This window comes from Mycobacterium aquaticum, assembly GCF_002086485.1.
In the GTDB taxonomy this organism is placed as follows: domain Bacteria; phylum Actinomycetota; class Actinomycetes; order Mycobacteriales; family Mycobacteriaceae; genus Mycobacterium; species Mycobacterium aquaticum.
Genome location: NZ_MVHF01000001.1, coordinates 190300 through 206708, shown reverse-complemented (window position 1 = coordinate 206708; position 16409 = coordinate 190300). Strand labels below are relative to the sequence as shown.

The window sequence follows — 16409 nt, the reverse complement described above, 5'->3', positions numbered from 1 at the left end:
GCCCTAACTTTGTGGAGGCTACCCTATATTCGGGTGACCGAACACGCCTACCCCGAGGTGCCGCGACGTGACTCCGAACACTGCCCAGTTCGCCGAATCTGCAGCTCAATCGGCTTTGCGACAGGGTTTCACCGCTTTTCCCGCCGACCGCGCCCAGGCATATCGCGCAGCAGGTTATTGGGCCGATCGGCGCCTGGATTCGCTCCTACGGGACGCTGCCGAGCAGCGGCCGGACAAGGCCGCGATCGCAGATCCGACGGAAACCCGCACCTTCGCCGAGCTCGACGCACTTGCCGACCGCGCCGCAGCGGGCATCGCCGAGCTGGGCATTCAGCCGGGCGATCGAGTGCTGCTGCAACTGCCCAATACCGCCGAATTCGCCGTCGCCCTGTTCGGACTGCTGCGGGCCGGCGCGGTGCCGGTGATGTGCCTGCCGGGGCACCGGCTCGCCGAGCTCACGCACTTCGCCGAAGTCAGCGGCGCCGTGGCGCTCGTGATCGCCGACACCGCAGGCGGCTTCGACTACCGCACCATGGCCGCCGGGCTGGTGGCAGCACGTCCACAGGTGCGCCACGTGCTGGTCCACGGCGACCTGCCGGACAACCGCGAGGGGTTCCTGTCGTGGACGACGTTGTCGCGCAAGGCCACCGGCCCCGTCCCGCAGATCGACCCCGACCTTGCCGGCCCGGCACTGCTGCTGGTGTCCGGAGGGACCACAGGGGCGCCCAAACTCATCCCCCGCACCCACCAGGACTACGTCTACAACTGCACCGCCAGCGCCGGTCTGTGCGGGCTGAGTGCCGAGGACGTGTATCTGGTGGCGTTACCGGCCGCGCACAACTTCCCGTTGGCCTGCCCCGGCCTGCTCGGCGCGCTCAGCGTTGGCGCCACCACGGTCTTCACTGCCGACCCGAGCCCCGAATCCGCGTTCGCGGCCATCGACGCCCACGGCGTCACCGTCACCGCGCTGGTGCCGGCGCTGGCGAAACTCTGGGCACAGGCCTGCGATTGGGAACCGTTGGCGCCGAAGTCGTTGCGGCTGTTGCAGGTCGGTGGCGCCAAGCTGGCCGCCGAGGATGCCCGGCTGGTACGGGCCGCCCTGACACCGGGACTGCAGCAGGTGTTCGGGATGGCCGAGGGACTGCTCAACTACACGCGCGTCGGCGACCCCGCCGAGATCGTGGAGACCACTCAGGGCCGACCCCTGTGCCCCGCCGACGAGGTGCGCGTCGTCGACGAGGACGGCCATGAGGTGGCGCCCCGCGAAGAAGGCGAACTGCTGGTGCGTGGGCCGTACACGATCAACGGGTACTTCAACGCCGAGGCCGCCAACGAGCGGTCGTTCACCCCCGACGGTTTCTACCGAAGCGGTGACCGGGTACGGCGCAGCCCGGCCGGGTATCTGGAGGTCACCGGGCGGGTCAAGGACGTCATCCTGCGCGGCGGTGAGAACGTCTCGGCGCTCGACCTCGAGGAGCACCTGCTCACCCATCCGGCGATCTGGTCGGCCGCCGCGGTGCCGCTACCCGACGAGTACCTGGGTGAGAAGATCTGCGCTGCTGTGGTTTTCACCGGAGCGCCGGTGACATTGGCCGAGCTGCACACCCACCTCGAGGCGCGCGGTGTGGCGGCACATGCCCGGCCCGATGTGCTGGTGCCGCTGACGGCGCTGCCGACCACCGCGGTCGGCAAGATCGACAAGAAGGCGATCGTCGCGCAGTTGACGCAGTGAGCGCGAAACGGACGCCAGGGTTGTTCTCAGCGCGGGAGAGCAACCGTGGCGTCCGTTTCGGCGAACCTCAGCCCCGCGGCACCAGATGCGGCGCGAGCGTCGTGAGCTTCTCGCAGGTCTCTTCGAACTCACGATCGGGCGTGGAGTCGGCGATTATGCCCGCGCCGGCACGCAGCCATGTGCGACCGTCCGATTCGTAGGCCGAGCGCAGCGTCAGCGCCGCGTCCATGCCGCCGTCGGCCGAAAAAGTCACCACGGCACCGGAATACAGGCCGCGTGGGCTCTCGTCGAGACGCAGGATGGCATCGACACTTTCGGCCTTGGGAATGCCCGACGCGGTGACCGCCGGGAACAACGCTTCGAGCGCATCCATCCGGTCCATCGAGCGGAGCAACTGTCCACCGACCGTCGAGCCGAGGTGCTGCACGCTCCCCCGCTCACGCACCGTCATGAAATCGAGCACCACCGCGGTGCCGGGCTCGGCCACCTCGGTGATCTCCTGCACCGAGGTACGCACCGAAATGGCATGCTCGACAATCTCTTTCGAATTCGACTCGAGGTCCTCGCGAGCAGCCCGGTCGTGGTCCGGGCCGAGGCCGAAAGCCCGTGTTCCGGCCAGCGGTTCGGTCAGTACGGTGCCATCGGCGCGCACCGCCGCGACCAGTTCGGGACTGTAGCCCAACGCCCGGATTCCGCCGAGGCGCAACAGGAATGACCGCGCGGGGGTGTTGTGATGCCGGCCCAGCCGATACGTGGCCGGAAAGTCCACGGCGAACGGCACATCGAGCCGCCGCGACAGGATGACCTTCTGATAGCGCCCGCCGTTGATCTCGTCGATGGCAGTGGCGACACGACTGCGATAACCGGCCGCGTCGCGGCGGACGTCGACGGCTCTGGCCGTCGGAACCTCCCCGAGACCTTCGGCGAGCAGCCGGCGAAGCGTCTCGATCTGCCGGTCGTCCGCTCCGACCAGCCGGATCCGGTCGGTGGAGATGACGAATTGGGTTCGGGGGCGCAGGATCCGCGCCAGCGGCGTGCCGGGGGCCAACTTCTGCTGCAGCCCGAACCGGTAGGTGCCGAACTCGAAGGCCACCCAGCCGAACAGCCGGTCGGTCTCCAGCAGCATTCGGTCGACGGCCTCGCCCAGTGCAGCGCCGGGCGTGCCGCTCCAGGCCTGACGGCGCACGACCCCGTCCTGGATGACCCGTAACTCGTCGGAGTCGAGTTCGATGACGGCATCCACGCCGACGGCCAGCGTCCACTCGCCGTCGCGTTCGTATCCGACGTAGTCCTCGCCGTCGTGTTCGGGGAGCGCCCGGGCCAACTCGGCCACCAGGTCGATGGGATTCACGCCTGGCGGTAGCTCAAGGGCGATGGACTCGACTGATTCTGACGCCGCGCTGCTCACCTGGGACACGAGAAGTAAATGTAGCCTAACCTTGCTTACGCGGGCGGGCTACGCTAGCGGTCGGCGCTGTGATGCGCGTTATGCCAGCAACGTGCGCACCACACCGTCGGCCAGCAACCGGCCGCGGTCGGTCAGCACCAGCCGCTCGTCGGCACGCACGACCAGTCCCTCGTCGACCAATCCCGGCACCCGCGATCGCTCGTCGCCGTCGAGCAGACCGAGCGCCAGGCCGTCGCGCAGCCGCAGCCGCAACATCACGTCCTCGGTATGGCGGGCACCGGCGTCGAGATCCTCGAAATCGGCGATCGGCAGCTCACCGCGACCGAGGGCCTCGGCATAGGCGTTGGGATGCTTGACATTCCACCATCGTGTCGTGCCCAGGAATCCGTGCGCTCCCGGGCCTGCACCCCACCACTCGCCGCCCTGCCAGTACCCGAGGTTGTGCCGGCACTCGCCGCCGGGCCTGCTCCAGTTGGACACCTCGTACCACTGGAACCCGGAGGCGCTGAGGTGTGCGTCGAGCAATTCGTAGCGTTGTGCAAGCACGTCGTCGTCGGGTGCGGCGACCTCGCCCTTGCGCACGCGCCGGGCCAGCGCCGTGCCGTCCTCGACCACCAGCGCGTACGCCGAGACGTGGTCGACCCCGGCGTGCACGGCGGCGTCGACCGAGCGCCGCAGATCGTCGTCGGACTCCCCCGGGGTGCCGTAGATCAGGTCGAGGTTGACGTGCTCGAATCCGGCCGCGCGAGCCTCGGCGGCAGCGGCCAGCGCCCGGCCGGGCGAATGCGTGCGGTCCAGAACCGCGAGCACGTGCGGGACCACCGACTGCATGCCGAGCGAAACCCGCGTGTAGCCGGCGTCGCGCAGCGCCCGGAAAAACTCCGGTGACGTCGATTCGGGATTGGCCTCGGTGGTCACCTCGGCGTCCGGCGCCAGCGTGAAGTTGTCCCGCACGGCGCCGAGCACCGCGGCCAGCCCGTCGCTACCGAGCATCGACGGCGTGCCGCCACCGACGAACACCGTCTGCACCGGCACGGCGCCCACCCGGGCCGCCGCCAGCGCGAGTTCGATGCGCAGCGCCGCGAGCCAGCCGTCGGGGTTGGCACCCCCCAGCTCACCCGGGGTGTAGGTGTTGAAGTCGCAGTATCCGCACCGGGTCGCGCAGAACGGCACGTGGATGTAGATGCCGAACAGCCGACCTGCAGGCGTGGTACGCGTATTCATGCCGATGATTTTCCCAGACTTGTGCAGCGACGACTTTTGCTCACCGCGAGCGCAAATATGGCCCGGTTAGGGCAGGTGGCGACAATCGTGGCACAATAGCGGGCGTGACCCCCGCCCGTAACAGCACCACCCGCGTTCTGCTGGTGGCACGGCGGCATGTCGACTTCAAGCGCGTATGTAGCTGTTGCTGTCTGCCTTGATCCTGCGTTGATTTCGGACCCCGCCCGCCCAATACACTCAGCTGGCCGCCGGATCTGCGCCGCCGGACAGCCCCACCGGTGATCCAGCGCGATCCAGTAGCCGGCTCCAGCCTAGGAGCCACCCTCATGACCGAAGTCCAGACTGAGGCCAAAACCCGCCCCGCGAAGAAGGCCCGCGACGAAGGCCAGTGGGCGCTGGGCAGCCGCGACCCGCTGAACGCCAACGAGGTGTTCAAGCAGGAGGACGATGCGCTCAACGTGCGGGCCCGCATCATGGACGTGTACTCCAAGCAGGGCTTCGACAGCATCGACAAGACCGACCTGCGTGGCCGGATGCGCTGGATGGGCCTCTACACCCAGCGCGAGGAGGGCTACGACGGCACCTTCACCGGTGACGACAATGCCGACCTGCTGGAAGCCAAGTACTTCATGATGCGCGTGCGCTGCGACGGCGGCGCACTGTCGGCTGCCGCGCTGCGCACCATCGGTGAAATCTCCACCGAGTTCGCCAGGGACACCGCCGACATCACCGACCGGGAGAACATCCAGTACCACTGGATCCGGGTCGAGGACGTCCCGGAGATCTGGCGCCGCCTCGAAGCCGTGGGCCTGCAGACCACCGAGGCCTGCGGTGACTGCCCGCGCGTGGTGCTCGGCTCCCCGTTGGCCGGGGAATCCCTCGACGAGGTGCTCGACCCGAGCTGGGCGGTCGACGAGATCGTCCGACGCTTCGTCGGCAACCCCGAGTTCTCCAACCTTCCGCGCAAGTTCAAGTCGGCCATCTCGGGCCTGCAGGACGTCGCGCATGAGATCAACGACATCGCATTCATCGGCGTCAACCACCCCGAGCACGGGCCGGGCCTCGACGTGTGGGTCGGCGGCGGGCTGTCGACCAACCCGATGCTCGCCCAGCGGCTCGGCGCGTGGGTACCGCTGGCGGAAGTGCCCGATGTCTGGGAAGGCATCACGTCGATCTTCCGCGACTACGGCTACCGCCGACTGCGGTCCAAGGCCCGGCTGAAGTTCCTGGTCAAGGACTGGGGCGTAGAGAAATTCAGGGAAGTTCTCGAGACCGAGTACCTCAAGCGCCCCCTCATCGACGGTCCGGCGCCCCAGCAGGTGCCGCACATCATCGACCATGTCGGCGTACAGAAGCTTAAGAACGGTCTCAACGCGGTCGGCGTCGCCGCGATCGCGGGTCGGGTGTCGGGCACCATCCTGACCAAGGTCGCCGACCTCGCCGAGGCTGCCGGCTCTGACCGGGTCCGCCTGACTCCGTATCAGAAGCTGATCATCCTGGACGTGCCCGATGAGAAGCTTGACGAGCTGACCTCCGGCCTGGAAGCCCTTGGCCTGCAGGTCCGGCCGTCGCACTGGCGCCGCAACCTGATGGCCTGCACGGGCATCGAGTACTGCAAACTGAGCTTCGCCGAGACCCGGGTGCGCGCGCAGTCGCTGGTGCCCGAGCTGGAGGCCCGGCTCGCCGATCTCAACGCCGAGCTGGACGTGCCGGTCACGGTGAATCTCAACGGCTGCCCCAACTCATGTGCCCGCATCCAGATCGCCGACATCGGGTTCAAGGGCCAGATGATCGACGATGGAAACGGCCCTGAGGAAGGCTTCCAGGTCCACCTGGGCGGCAGCCTGGGCCTGGACAGCGGCTTCGGGCGCAAGCTGCGCCAGCACAAGGTGCTGGCCACCGAACTCGGCGACTACATCGAGCGGGTTGTCCGTAATTTCGTGAAACAACGTGAAGCCGGCGAGCGTTTCGCCCAGTGGGCCGTGCGGGCCGATGAGGCGGACTTGAGGTGAGTGGGTTGACTGAGACCGAGCTGAAGGAACTGGCCGAACTCGGTGCGGCCGAATTGGCCGACGCCAGCGCCGAGGAACTGTTGCGCTGGACCGACAAGCATTTCGCAGGTAATTACGTGGTCGCGTCCAACATGCAGGACGCGGTGCTGGTCGAGATGGCTGCGAAGGTGCGCCCGGGTGTGGACGTGTTGTTCCTCGACACCGGCTACCACTTCGCCGAGACGATCGGCACGCGCGACGCTGTCGAGCAGGTATACGGCGTGAACGTGGTGAACGTGCGCCCTGAGCACACCGTCGCCCAGCAGGACGAGCTGCTCGGCAAGGATCTGTTCGCGCGCGACGCAAGCGAGTGCTGCCGCCTGCGCAAGGTCGAGCCGCTGAGCAAGGCGCTGGCCGGGTATTCGGCGTGGGTGACCGGCATCCGCCGGGTGGAGGCGCCGACGCGCGCCAACGCGCCACTGATCAGCTGGGATGCCGCCTTCGGCCTGGTGAAGATCAACCCGATCGCAGCGTGGACCGACGAGCAGATGCAGGCCTATATCGAGGCCAACGACATCCTCGTCAATCCCCTTGTCTACGAAGGCTATCCGTCCATCGGGTGCGCCCCGTGCACCAGTAAGCCTGCCGCAGGCGCCGATCCGCGCAGCGGCCGTTGGGCCGGGCAGACCAAGACGGAATGCGGGCTGCACGCGTCGTGACTTCGCTGGTGCTGACCGCCCACGGCAGCAAGGATCCCCGATCGGCGGCCAATGCCCATGCCATCGCGGGCCATCTACGGCGCCTGCTGCCGGATGCCGCGGTGCAGGTGGCATTCTGCGAGCAGAACGCCCCGATCCTGACCGACGTGCTGCCCGACGCCGCGGCCGGTTCGGTCGTGGTGCCGCTGCTGCTGGCCAGTGCCTATCACGCTCGTACCGACATTCCCGCGCTGATCGCCGAGTCGGGGGCCGACGTCATCCAGGCGGACGTCCTCGGTGAAGACCCCCGGCTGCTGCAAGTGATGCGGGAGCGACTGGCGGCGCTGCGCGTGTCCCGCTTCGACAGCGAGCTCGGCGTGCTGCTGACCAGCGTCGGTTCGTCGCATCCGGCGGCCAATGCGCGTACCGCCGCGCTGGCGGAGACCATGGCCGAAGGCACCCGCTGGGCGGGCGTTCAGGTCGCCTTCGCGACCGGGCAGACCCCGTCGCTGCCCGACGCCGTCGAAGCGCTGCGCGCCCGTGGTGCGCAGCGCCTGGTGATCGCGCCGTGGTTCCTGGCGCACGGCAGGATCACCGATCGGGTTGCCGAGTTCGCTTGTGCCGCAGGAATTCCGATGGCCGAGCCACTCGGCCCCCACCGCCTCGTGGCAGCCACCGTGCTGGACCGCTACGAGGAAGCTCTGGCTGCGCGCACCGCCGACTTCGCTGCCTGACCCAGCCGCGTCTTCACCCCTCTCCGTGTCGAGGCATATCTCCACGGGCGTCTGCTTCTGCGCGTCTGCATGATTTGACCCATAGGCCGGTCAGCAAACACACGTTTCGCCCGATCCGCCGCGCGTTCTGAGTCCCATACCTTGGTGATCAGCCAGTTGAGCCGGGCGATCAGAGGGACAAGGTCGATCCGGCAGCATTGACAGAAATACCCTAGGGGGTATATTCGTTGGCAGATGTATACCCCCCTAGGTATATGAGCCCGGGGTCGAAGCAAAGGACCGAAACCATGAAGTTCATCCAGTACTACCTGGACTGCCTGTCGCACGCGTCGTACCTGATCGGCGACGAGACCACCGGGCGTGCCGTCGTAGTGGACCCGCAACGCGACGTCGCGGAGTACCTCGCCGACGCCGAAGAGGAGGGTCTGCGGATCGAATTGGTCATCGAGACCCACTTCCATGCCGACTTCGTGTCGGGCCACCTCGAGCTGGCCGAGGCTGCCGGCGCGACGATCGTGTACTCCTCGGTCGCCGCGCCCGAGTTCGACTTCATGGGAGTCGAAGACGGCCAACGCATTTCACTCGGAGACGTGACGCTGGAGTTCCGCCACACCCCCGGCCACACCCCCGAGTCGATGAGCATCGTGGTGTACGAACGCCCCGGAACCGCCCCCTACGGCGTGCTCACCGGCGACACCCTGTTCATCGGTGACGTCGGCCGGCCCGATCTGCTCGCCTCGATCGGCTACACCGCCGAGGAACTGGCCGAGAGCCTCTACGCCTCGCTGCATGAACAGCTCATGCCGCTGCCCGACGACACCCGCGTCTACCCCGCGCACGGCGCCGGATCGGCGTGCGGCAAGAACCTGTCCACCGACCTGTGGTCGACCATCGGCGACCAGAAGCGCACCAACTATGCGCTGCGCGCGCCCGACAAGCAGACCTTCATCGATCTGGTGACCGAGGGACAGCTGCCTGCGCCGGGCTACTTCGTCTACGACGCGATCTTGAACCGCAAGGACCGCGCCCTGCTCGACGAAACCCAGCTACCTCCCGCCATGGATTACCGGCAGGCCTCCGATGCCGTGGCCCGCGGCGCGATGCTGATCGACGGGCGCAGCCCCGAAGAGTTCGCGCAGGGCCATCTGCGTGGCGCCATCAACATCGGATTGGCCGGCCGCTACGCGGAATTCGCGGGTTCGGTGGTTCGCCCGGACACCGACATCGTCCTGGTCACCGCGCCCGGTCAGGAGCTGGAGGGCAAGAACCGGCTCGCCCGCATCGGATTCGACCGGGTGATGGGCTATCTCGCCGATCCCGAGCGGACCATGTTCGAGCACCGCGACGACGTGCGCATCGCGTCGCGGCTCACCGCGGTGGACTTCGGGCAGCGGGCCGCGGCGATCGAGGGCCTGCAGATCGTCGATGTCCGCAACCCGGGTGAAGCCGCTGCAGGCATGATCCCGGGCGCCGTCAACATCCCGGTCCGCCAACTGCCGGACCGGGTCGGTGAACTCGACGCGAACGCACCGACCGTCGTGTACTGCGCAGGCGGCTACCGCTCATCGGTGGCCGCAAGCCTCCTACGCCAACGCGGCTTCGCCGATGTCAGCGACATCGTCGGAGGCTACACCGCGTGGACCAACGCAACCCAGAACGCCTGAGCAGAAAGAGCTTTGACATGACCACCAAGCACGAGATCCTCATCATCGGTGGCGGAACCGCCGGCATCACCGTCGCGGCCCGCCTGCTGCGCAAGGGCCACCGCGACGTCGCGATCATCGAACCGTCGGACACGCATTACTACCAGCCGCTGTGGACTCTCGTCGGCGGTGGTCAGGCGCAGGCCCAGCAGACCGCGCGCCCAGTGGCCTCGGTACTGCCGAAGGGCGCGGTCTGGATCCACTCGGCGGCGCAGACGATCGATCCCGACAGCAACACCGTCACCTGTACCGACGGAGTCTCGTATTCCTACGACGTGCTGGTGGTCTGCCCCGGTATCCAGCTGGATTGGGACCGCACCGAGGGACTCGCCGAAACGCTTGGTAAGAACGGTGTTTCGTCGAACTACCGGTTCGACCTCGCACCGCGCACGTGGGACCTCGTCCGCAACATGACCTCGGGCACAGCGGTGTTCAGCATGCCGACCGGCCCGATCAAGTGTGGCGGCGCGCCGCAGAAGATCGCCTACCTCGCCGCGGATTACTGGCGCAGGACCGGCGTGCTCGACGACATCGACATCCACCTGGTGGTGCCCACGCCGCGGATCTTCGCCATCGACGCCATCGCGGACAGCCTGGAAAAGGTGGTGGCCGACTACGGCATCCATTTGCACACCGGTACCGAGCTCCGCTCGATCGACGCCGCGGCCCGCAAGGTCACCCTCGCCCCGGTCGGCACTGCCGGCACCGAGACCATCCTGTCCTACGACATGCTGCACGCCGTGCCGCATCAGTCGGCGCCGGACTGGATCAAGAAGAGCCCGCTGTCCACCGCATACACCGGTGGGGACCCGAACGGCTACGTCGACATCGACAAGCACACCATGCAGCACGTCCGGTACCCCAACGTCTTCGCCCTGGGCGACGCCGGCTCGTCGCCGAACTCGAAAACCGGTGCGGCCATTCGTAAGCAGGCACCGGTCGTGGCCGAGAACATCGCCGCGCTGCTGGCCGGCCGGCCGTTGACCGCGGCGTACAACGGGTACGCGTCCTGCCCGATCGTCACCTCGGCGCACGACATGCTGCTGGCCGAGTTCGACTACACGATGCAGCTCACCCCGTCCATCCCGGGTCTCGATCCCACTGTGCCGCACCGCAGCTACTGGTACCTCAAGAAATACGGGCTGCCCGCCCTGTACTGGAACCTGATGCTCAAGGGCCTGGCCTGATCGCCACCCAAACCTGTTACCGCTCCAGCCAACACCTCCAGGAGAACACCCATATGCCCACCGGGTCGACAGTCACCGCACCGGAACTCAACGAGCTCTTGAAACACGGCCGCGGGCCAAGGATGATCGACGTCCGCACCCCCGCAGAGTTCGAAACCGTCCATATCCCAGGCGCTTACAACGTGCCGCTGGATCTGTTGCGTGAACATCGCGACGAGATCGCCGAACACGTCGCCGACGACATCGTGCTGGTGTGCCAGTCGGGTCAGCGTGCCAGTAGCGCCGAGGACGCAATGCGCAACGCCGGGCTGACCAACGTGCGCATCCTCGAGGGCGGGATGACCGCTTGGCAGAACATGGGTTTCGACATCCGCCGAGGCACGCAGCGTTGGGACCTGGAGCGTCAGGTCCGACTGGTGGCCGGATCCCTGGTGCTGGGCAGCATCCTCGGTAGCCTCGCGGTACCGAAACTGAAGTGGGTGGCCGCGAGTATCGGCGCGGGGTTGGCCACCGCCGCGGTGACGAACACCTGCACCATGGGCATGTTGCTGGCGAAGTTGCCGTACAACCGCAGCCAATCCTGTGATGCGCAAACTCTCGTCGCGCCGCTGCTCGGTTCGCCGGCCTGTAAGGCCTGTTGATCATGATGATCGCGTTGACCGTGGTGCTCGCGGCCCTCGTCGGGATATCTCTGGGTCTACTTGGTGGCGGCGGTTCCATCCTCATGGTGCCGCTGCTGACCTACGTCGCCGGCATGGACGCCAAACAGGCAATTGCCACATCGCTTCTGGTGGTCGGTGTGACCAGCACGGTCAGCACCATCAGCCATGCCCGAGCCGGTCGCGTCCAGTGGCGCAGCGGCCTCCTGTTCGGAGCGGCAGGCATGGCCGGTGCCTATGCCGGTGGCCGGCTCGGACATCTGCTCCCCGGCTCGCTGTTGCTGATCGGGTTCGCCGTGGTGATGATCGCGTCGGCTGTCGCGATGCTCCGGGGCCGCACGCAAGTGACACCCGCGCAGGCTCCGCACCGCACACCGATCGGGAAAGCTCTGGCGCTCGGGGTGGCAGTCGGCCTGTTGACCGGAATCATCGGTGCCGGAGGCGGTTTCGTCGTGGTACCCACGCTGGCGCTGCTGGCCGGACTGTCCATGCCCGTTGCGGTCGGCACCTCGCTGCTGGTCATCGCGATGAACGCGATGGCCGGACTAGCCGGGCAGGTGACGACGCTGGCCGTCGACTGGAAGATGGCCGCGATGGTCACGGCTGCCGCGGTGGTGGGCAGCCTGGTCGGGACGCGGCTGACCGCTCGGGTCGACGCGAATGTGCTGCGGGCGGCGTTCGGTTGGTTCGTGCTGGTGATGGCGTCGGTGATCCTCGCCGAACAGGTGCACCCTGTGGTCGGCGTCGCCGTCGCGGGCCTGACCGTCGCCGCCGCGGGCTATCGGTACGCCTGCAGCCGATTCACCTGGTGTCCGCTCAACCGGCTGTCCGGTCGGGTGGCCCCCGCGACTTGACCCGCACTGATACCCCTAGGGGTACCATGAAAGCCACGACTTTATCGACTTCGAAAGGGGCACACCATGGTCGGTGACCAGGAAGCCATCGCAGCTGTCCTCAACCGCCTGCGCCGGGCCCAGGGCCAGCTCGCAGGCGTGATCGCGATGATCGAACAGGGCCGCGACTGCAAGGATGTCGTGACCCAGCTCGCCGCGGTATCCCGCGCACTGGATCGCGCCGGGTTCAAGATCGTCGCGACCGGGCTGCGCGAGTGCGTCACCACCGAACACCCCGACGGATCCGAGACCTTGGACGTGGCCCAGCTCGAGAAGCTCTTCCTGGCCTTGGCCTGAGACTGCTCAGGTGACGGTGAGCGCCTCGACCTCGCCGCGACGCGCGGTCTGCACGTCGCCGGCGATCTGCGGCACCCGCGTGGCCCGAACGTAGACCGTGTCGCCCTCCCGCAGCCCCAGCGCCTCGGCGTCACCGCGGGTGATCTGTGCGGTGAACGGCACGTTGTTAGCGGCGCTGGTGAGTTCGACGCGCACCTCGAAGCCGAGCATGACGATGCGGTCGATGGTCGCCCGCAGCACGCCGGTCGCCTCGGCCGTTCCGTCGCCGGCTGCGATCGCCAGCTCGGGGTTACGCCCGACCCGGATGTCGTGCGGGCGTACCAGGATTCCGTTGAGCTCCGAAACCGCTCCGAGAAACGACATCACGAACGCGTTGGCCGGCTCGTCGTAAACCTCGGTGGGCGAACCGACCTGCTCGATGCGGCCCTTGTTGAGCACTGCGATGCGGTCGGCCACATCCAACGCCTCGGCCTGATCATGGGTGACCAGCACCGTGGTGACGTGAACTTCGTCGTGCAGACGACGCAACCAGGTCCGCAGATCGTCACGCACCTTGGCGTCGAGCGCGCCGAACGGCTCGTCGAGCAGCAGCACCTGTGGATCGACCGCGAGCGCCCGAGCCAGCGCCATGCGCTGCCGCTGGCCACCCGAGAGCTGGTTGGGATAGCGCGTCTGGAAACCGCTCAGCCCTACCACTTCGAGCAGATTGTCGACCTTCTCCTTGATCTCGGCCTTGGGCCGCTTGCGGATCTTGAGGCCGAACGCCACGTTGTCCCGCACCGTCAGGTGCTTGAACGCCGCGTAGTGCTGGAACACGAAACCGATACCGCGCCGCTGCGGCGGCACACCGGTCACGTCATTGCCGTTGATGGTGATGGTGCCGGTGTCGGGCTGATCGAGGCCCGCGATCGCCCGCAGCAGGGTCGACTTGCCCGAGCCACTCGGCCCTAGCAGGGCGGTCAACGAGCCCCGCGGCACCTCGAAATCGATGTTGTCCAGTGCCGCGAACTCGCCATAGTGCTTGTTGGCGCCCCGAACGACAATCGCGTCGGTCATAGCTCTAGCTCCTTCTCGGGCCTACTGCTCGGTCCCGGTTCGCCGGCGGTCGAGGATCACCTGGACCACCAGCACGACGACGGCCACGGCCATCAACAAAGTCGAAACGGCATACGCGCCGTACACCGAGTCGGCGGTACCTCGGGTGTAGCGGTCAGCCACCAGCAGGGTCAGCGTCTGCGATGTCCCCGGCAGGTTGGACGACACCATGATCACGGCGCCGAACTCGCCGAGAGTGCGGGCCACCGTGAGCACGACGCCGTAGGTCAGTCCCCACCGGATCGACGGCAGGGTGACGCGCCAGAACGTCTGCCACCAAGTCGATCCCAGTGTGGCGGCCGCCTCCTCCTGATCGGTGCCGATCTCGTGCAGCACGGGTTCGACCTCGCGGATGACGAACGGGACGGTGACGAAAATGCTCGCCAGCACGATGCCCGTGAAGGCGAAGATGATCTTGACACCGAGGTCACGCTCGACGAATCCGAACAGGCCTGCCGAACCCCACAGCAGGATCAGCGCCACACCGACCACCACCGGCGACACCGCGAACGGCAGGTCGATCACGGCCTGCAGCGCACTCTTGCCGCGGAACTTGTTGCGCGCCAACACCAGCGCGGTCGGCACGCCGAACAACACGTTGAGCGGCACCACGATCGCAACCACCAGCAGCGACAACTGCAGCGCCGATATGGCCGCCGGAGTACCGACGGAGGCGAAGAACGAACCGATACCCGGCGAGAACGTGCGCCACAGGATCAGCCCGACCGGCACGATGACCAGAACCCCGACGTACGCCAGCGCCAGGTACCGCAGCAGAAGACGGAACCACGGTGACAACGTCATGCCGACAGCTCCTCACGACGCGCGGCACGCGACCCCACGGTCCGCAACACCAGCAGGATGAAGAACGAGATGACCAGCAGCACAATCGAGATCGCGGCCGCACCCGTGCGGTCGTCATTCTCGATGAGGGTCCGGATCCACTGCGAGGACACCTCGGTCTCGCCCGGCACGGCGCCACCGATGAGCACCACCGACCCGAACTCGCCGATCGCCCGCGAGAACGCCAACCCGGCGCCGGACAACAGCGACGGCAACAGCGACGGCAGGATCACCGTGGTGAATATGACGCGGTTGCCCGCGCCCAGTGACGCCGCCGCCTCCTCGGTCTCGCGGTCCAGTTCGAGCAGCACCGGCTGCACCGAGCGGACCACGAACGGCAGCGTGACGAACAGCAGCGCGACCCCGACACCCCATTTGGTGTGCTGCAGGTGCAGCCCGACCGGGCTCGCCGGCCCGTACAGCGCCAACATCACCAGGCTGGCGACGATGGTCGGCAGCGCGAACGGCAGATCGATCACCGAGTCGACGATGCGTTTGCCGGGGAACTCGTCACGAGTGAGCACCCAGGCCACCATGAGCCCGAACACCAGGTTGATCACCGTGACCCCGGCGGAGATGGACAGCGTCACCCGGAACGAGTCCAGGGCGGCGTTGGAGGTGACGGCCTGCCAGAACGCGCTCCACCCGCCGCCGACGGACTGCCACACGATGGCGGCCAGCGGCAGCAGCACGATGACGCTCAGCCAGATCGATGCCGCGCCGACCCGCAACGAGGTCGTGCCGTAGCGGCCGCGGAACACGCCGGGAGCGGAATCTCCCGGCGTGGTCACGGACGCCGAATCGGTCTCGGCTGAAGCGGTCATCCAGTCGCCTGCTTGTAGATCTTGGTGATCGACCCATTGTCCTTGTCGAACAGCGCCGGGTCGACCGTCTTCCAGCCGCCCAGGTCAGCGATGGTCCACAGCTTCTCCGGCGTCGGGAAGTCCTTGGCGAAGTCAGCGGCCACCGCCGGGTCGACCGGCCGGAAGCCGGCCTCGGCCCACAGCTTCTGTCCTTCCGGCGTGTACAGGAAGTTCTTCAGCGCATTGGCCTGCTCGGCGTGGGCGCTGGTCTTGACCACCGCGACCGGGTTCTCGATCTTGAAAGTGACCGGCGGGTTGATGTGCTCGACATCCTTGCCCTGCCGCTCGACGTTGATGGCCTCGTTCTCGTAGCTGATCAGCACATCACCGGTGCCCTGCAAGAACACGTCGGTGGCCTCCCGGCCCGAGCCCGGACGGGTCTTGACGTGCTCGGTGACCAGCTTGCTGACAAAGTCGATGCCTGCCGCGGTGTCCTTGCCACCGTTGCTCTTGGCCGCGTACGGCGCCAGCAGGTTCCACTTGGCCGAGCCGGAGCTCAGCGGGCTCGGCGTGACCACCTCGATGCCGGGCTTGAGCAGGTCGTCCCAGTCCTTGATGCCCTTGGGGTTGCCCTTGCGCACGACCAGCGACACCACCGAGCCGAACGGGATGCCCTTGGTGTTGCCGGCGTTCCAGTCGTCGGCCACCTTGCCTGCCTTGACCAGACGGGTGACGTCGGGTTCGACCGAGAAGTTGACGATGTCGGCAGGCTTGCCGTCGACCACGGCCCGCGACTGATCGCCCGACGCGCCGTAGGACGGCGTCACCCCGACGCCCTTGCCCTCATCCGTCGCGGCGAACGCGGGGATGATCTTGCTCCAGCCGGGTTCGGGCACCGCGTACGCGACCAGCGTCAGCGTCGTCTTGGTGCCTGCGGTCTTGTCGCCGCCCGCGACGTCGCTGGCGCCGCCGCCGCAGCCCACGACCAGCGCTCCGGTGGTTGCCAAAACGGCGGCGCTGCGCCAGACATTCTTGATGTTGAACCTGGTATCGAGCACTGCGGACGGGAGGAGCGAATTTAGCACTGAGAACCTTCCTTGCAAATGGCGGACAATACGAGTCCGTCACAACGGAAAGGCGCA

At 67.2% G+C, this 16409-nt stretch carries 16 protein-coding genes; 10 read left to right on the top strand and 6 right to left on the bottom strand.

Annotated features, from left to right (window positions below; all coding sequences use genetic code 11):
• Positions 1-67 precede the first annotated feature (67 nt).
• The gene (locus BST13_RS00895) at positions 68-1732 is read left to right on the top strand and encodes a (2,3-dihydroxybenzoyl)adenylate synthase (RefSeq protein ID WP_083159679.1); all 1665 of its coding nucleotides are present in this window, start codon (positions 68-70) and stop codon (positions 1730-1732) included.
• A gap of 67 nt (positions 1733-1799) precedes the next feature.
• Here BST13_RS00895 and BST13_RS00890 read toward each other — a convergent pair whose 3' ends face one another.
• Entirely contained in the window at positions 1800-3149 is a 1350-nt protein-coding gene (locus BST13_RS00890) for a salicylate synthase (protein WP_083159677.1), read from the bottom strand.
• Between the two features lie 69 nt (positions 3150-3218).
• Positions 3219-4364 carry a radical SAM family heme chaperone HemW gene (gene hemW / locus BST13_RS00885; RefSeq protein WP_083159675.1) on the bottom strand — a complete coding sequence of 382 codons (1146 nt, stop codon included), beginning with the start codon at positions 4362-4364 and terminating at the stop codon, positions 3219-3221.
• 104 nt (positions 4365-4468) lie between these two features.
• Between hemW and BST13_RS40360 the strand changes: the two genes are divergently transcribed.
• The 9 genes from BST13_RS40360 (at position 4469) to BST13_RS00845 (ending at position 12526) form a co-directional block, all read left to right on the top strand.
• Positions 4469-4564 (top strand): Ms4527A family Cys-rich leader peptide, encoded by a 96-nt coding sequence (locus BST13_RS40360; RefSeq protein WP_407662091.1) that lies wholly within the window; start codon positions 4469-4471, stop codon positions 4562-4564.
• Between the two features lie 126 nt (positions 4565-4690).
• Positions 4691-6376: a nitrite/sulfite reductase gene (locus tag BST13_RS00880; protein WP_083159673.1), complete on the top strand. Its 1686-nt coding sequence runs from the start codon at positions 4691-4693 to the stop codon at positions 6374-6376.
• Positions 6373-7074: a phosphoadenylyl-sulfate reductase gene (locus BST13_RS00875; RefSeq protein WP_083159672.1), complete on the top strand. Its 702-nt coding sequence runs from the start codon at positions 6373-6375 to the stop codon at positions 7072-7074. Before BST13_RS00880 ends, BST13_RS00875 begins: the two co-directional genes overlap by 4 nt.
• A complete protein-coding gene (locus tag BST13_RS00870) occupies positions 7053-7787 on the top strand; it encodes a sirohydrochlorin chelatase (protein ID WP_083159670.1) in 735 nt (244 codons plus the stop codon). The genes BST13_RS00875 and BST13_RS00870 overlap by 22 nt, the downstream gene beginning before the upstream one ends.
• Before the next feature lie 287 nt (positions 7788-8074).
• Complete coding sequence (locus tag BST13_RS00865; protein ID WP_083159668.1) at positions 8075-9451, top strand: MBL fold metallo-hydrolase; 1377 nt, start codon at positions 8075-8077, stop codon at positions 9449-9451.
• Between the two features lie 17 nt (positions 9452-9468).
• Complete coding sequence (locus BST13_RS00860; RefSeq protein ID WP_083159666.1) at positions 9469-10677, top strand: NAD(P)/FAD-dependent oxidoreductase; 1209 nt, start codon at positions 9469-9471, stop codon at positions 10675-10677.
• Positions 10678-10730: 53 nt separating this feature from the next.
• On the top strand, positions 10731-11318 hold the full coding sequence (locus tag BST13_RS00855; RefSeq protein WP_083159664.1) for a rhodanese-like domain-containing protein: 588 nt from the start codon (positions 10731-10733) through the stop codon (positions 11316-11318).
• 5 nt (positions 11319-11323) lie between these two features.
• The gene (locus BST13_RS00850) at positions 11324-12190 is read left to right on the top strand and encodes a sulfite exporter TauE/SafE family protein (RefSeq protein WP_083160042.1); all 867 of its coding nucleotides are present in this window, start codon (positions 11324-11326) and stop codon (positions 12188-12190) included.
• Positions 12191-12256: 66 nt separating this feature from the next.
• Positions 12257-12526: a metal-sensitive transcriptional regulator gene (locus tag BST13_RS00845; protein ID WP_083159662.1), complete on the top strand. Its 270-nt coding sequence runs from the start codon at positions 12257-12259 to the stop codon at positions 12524-12526.
• 6 nt (positions 12527-12532) lie between these two features.
• Here the strand turns inward: BST13_RS00845 and BST13_RS00840 are convergent, their stop codons facing one another.
• Genes BST13_RS00840 through BST13_RS00825 form a run of 4 tightly spaced genes read right to left on the bottom strand, consistent with a single transcriptional unit; the run spans position 12533 to position 16325 of the window.
• Entirely contained in the window at positions 12533-13582 is a 1050-nt protein-coding gene (locus BST13_RS00840) for a sulfate/molybdate ABC transporter ATP-binding protein (protein ID WP_083159660.1), read from the bottom strand.
• Positions 13583-13603: 21 nt separating this feature from the next.
• Positions 13604-14425 carry a sulfate ABC transporter permease subunit CysW gene (gene cysW / locus BST13_RS00835; RefSeq protein ID WP_083159658.1) on the bottom strand — a complete coding sequence of 274 codons (822 nt, stop codon included), beginning with the start codon at positions 14423-14425 and terminating at the stop codon, positions 13604-13606.
• Positions 14422-15288: a sulfate ABC transporter permease subunit CysT gene (gene cysT / locus BST13_RS00830; RefSeq protein ID WP_083159656.1), complete on the bottom strand. Its 867-nt coding sequence runs from the start codon at positions 15286-15288 to the stop codon at positions 14422-14424. The genes cysW and cysT overlap by 4 nt, the downstream gene beginning before the upstream one ends.
• Positions 15285-16325, bottom strand: coding sequence for a sulfate ABC transporter substrate-binding protein (locus BST13_RS00825; RefSeq protein ID WP_083159654.1), 1041 nt, complete (start codon positions 16323-16325; stop codon positions 15285-15287). The genes cysT and BST13_RS00825 overlap by 4 nt, the downstream gene beginning before the upstream one ends.
• Positions 16326-16409 lie beyond the last annotated feature (84 nt).

Excerpts from the sequence above, each read along its gene's own strand:
- hemW (WP_083159675.1), bottom strand. The coding sequence starts at position 4,364 with ATGAATACGCGTACCACGCCTGCAGGTCGGCTGTTCGGCATCTACATC.
- BST13_RS00880 (WP_083159673.1), top strand. The coding sequence starts at position 4,691 with ATGACCGAAGTCCAGACTGAGGCCAAAACCCGCCCCGCGAAGAAGGCC.
- BST13_RS00870 (WP_083159670.1), top strand. The coding sequence starts at position 7,053 with ATGCGGGCTGCACGCGTCGTGACTTCGCTGGTGCTGACCGCCCACGGC.
- BST13_RS00865 (WP_083159668.1), top strand. The coding sequence starts at position 8,075 with ATGAAGTTCATCCAGTACTACCTGGACTGCCTGTCGCACGCGTCGTAC.
- BST13_RS00860 (WP_083159666.1), top strand. The coding sequence starts at position 9,469 with ATGACCACCAAGCACGAGATCCTCATCATCGGTGGCGGAACCGCCGGC.
- BST13_RS00855 (WP_083159664.1), top strand. The coding sequence starts at position 10,731 with ATGCCCACCGGGTCGACAGTCACCGCACCGGAACTCAACGAGCTCTTG.
- BST13_RS00850 (WP_083160042.1), top strand. The coding sequence starts at position 11,324 with ATGATCGCGTTGACCGTGGTGCTCGCGGCCCTCGTCGGGATATCTCTG.
- BST13_RS00845 (WP_083159662.1), top strand. The coding sequence starts at position 12,257 with ATGGTCGGTGACCAGGAAGCCATCGCAGCTGTCCTCAACCGCCTGCGC.
- BST13_RS00840 (WP_083159660.1), bottom strand. The coding sequence starts at position 13,582 with ATGACCGACGCGATTGTCGTTCGGGGCGCCAACAAGCACTATGGCGAG.
- cysW (WP_083159658.1), bottom strand. The coding sequence starts at position 14,425 with ATGACGTTGTCACCGTGGTTCCGTCTTCTGCTGCGGTACCTGGCGCTG.
- cysT (WP_083159656.1), bottom strand. The coding sequence starts at position 15,288 with ATGACCGCTTCAGCCGAGACCGATTCGGCGTCCGTGACCACGCCGGGA.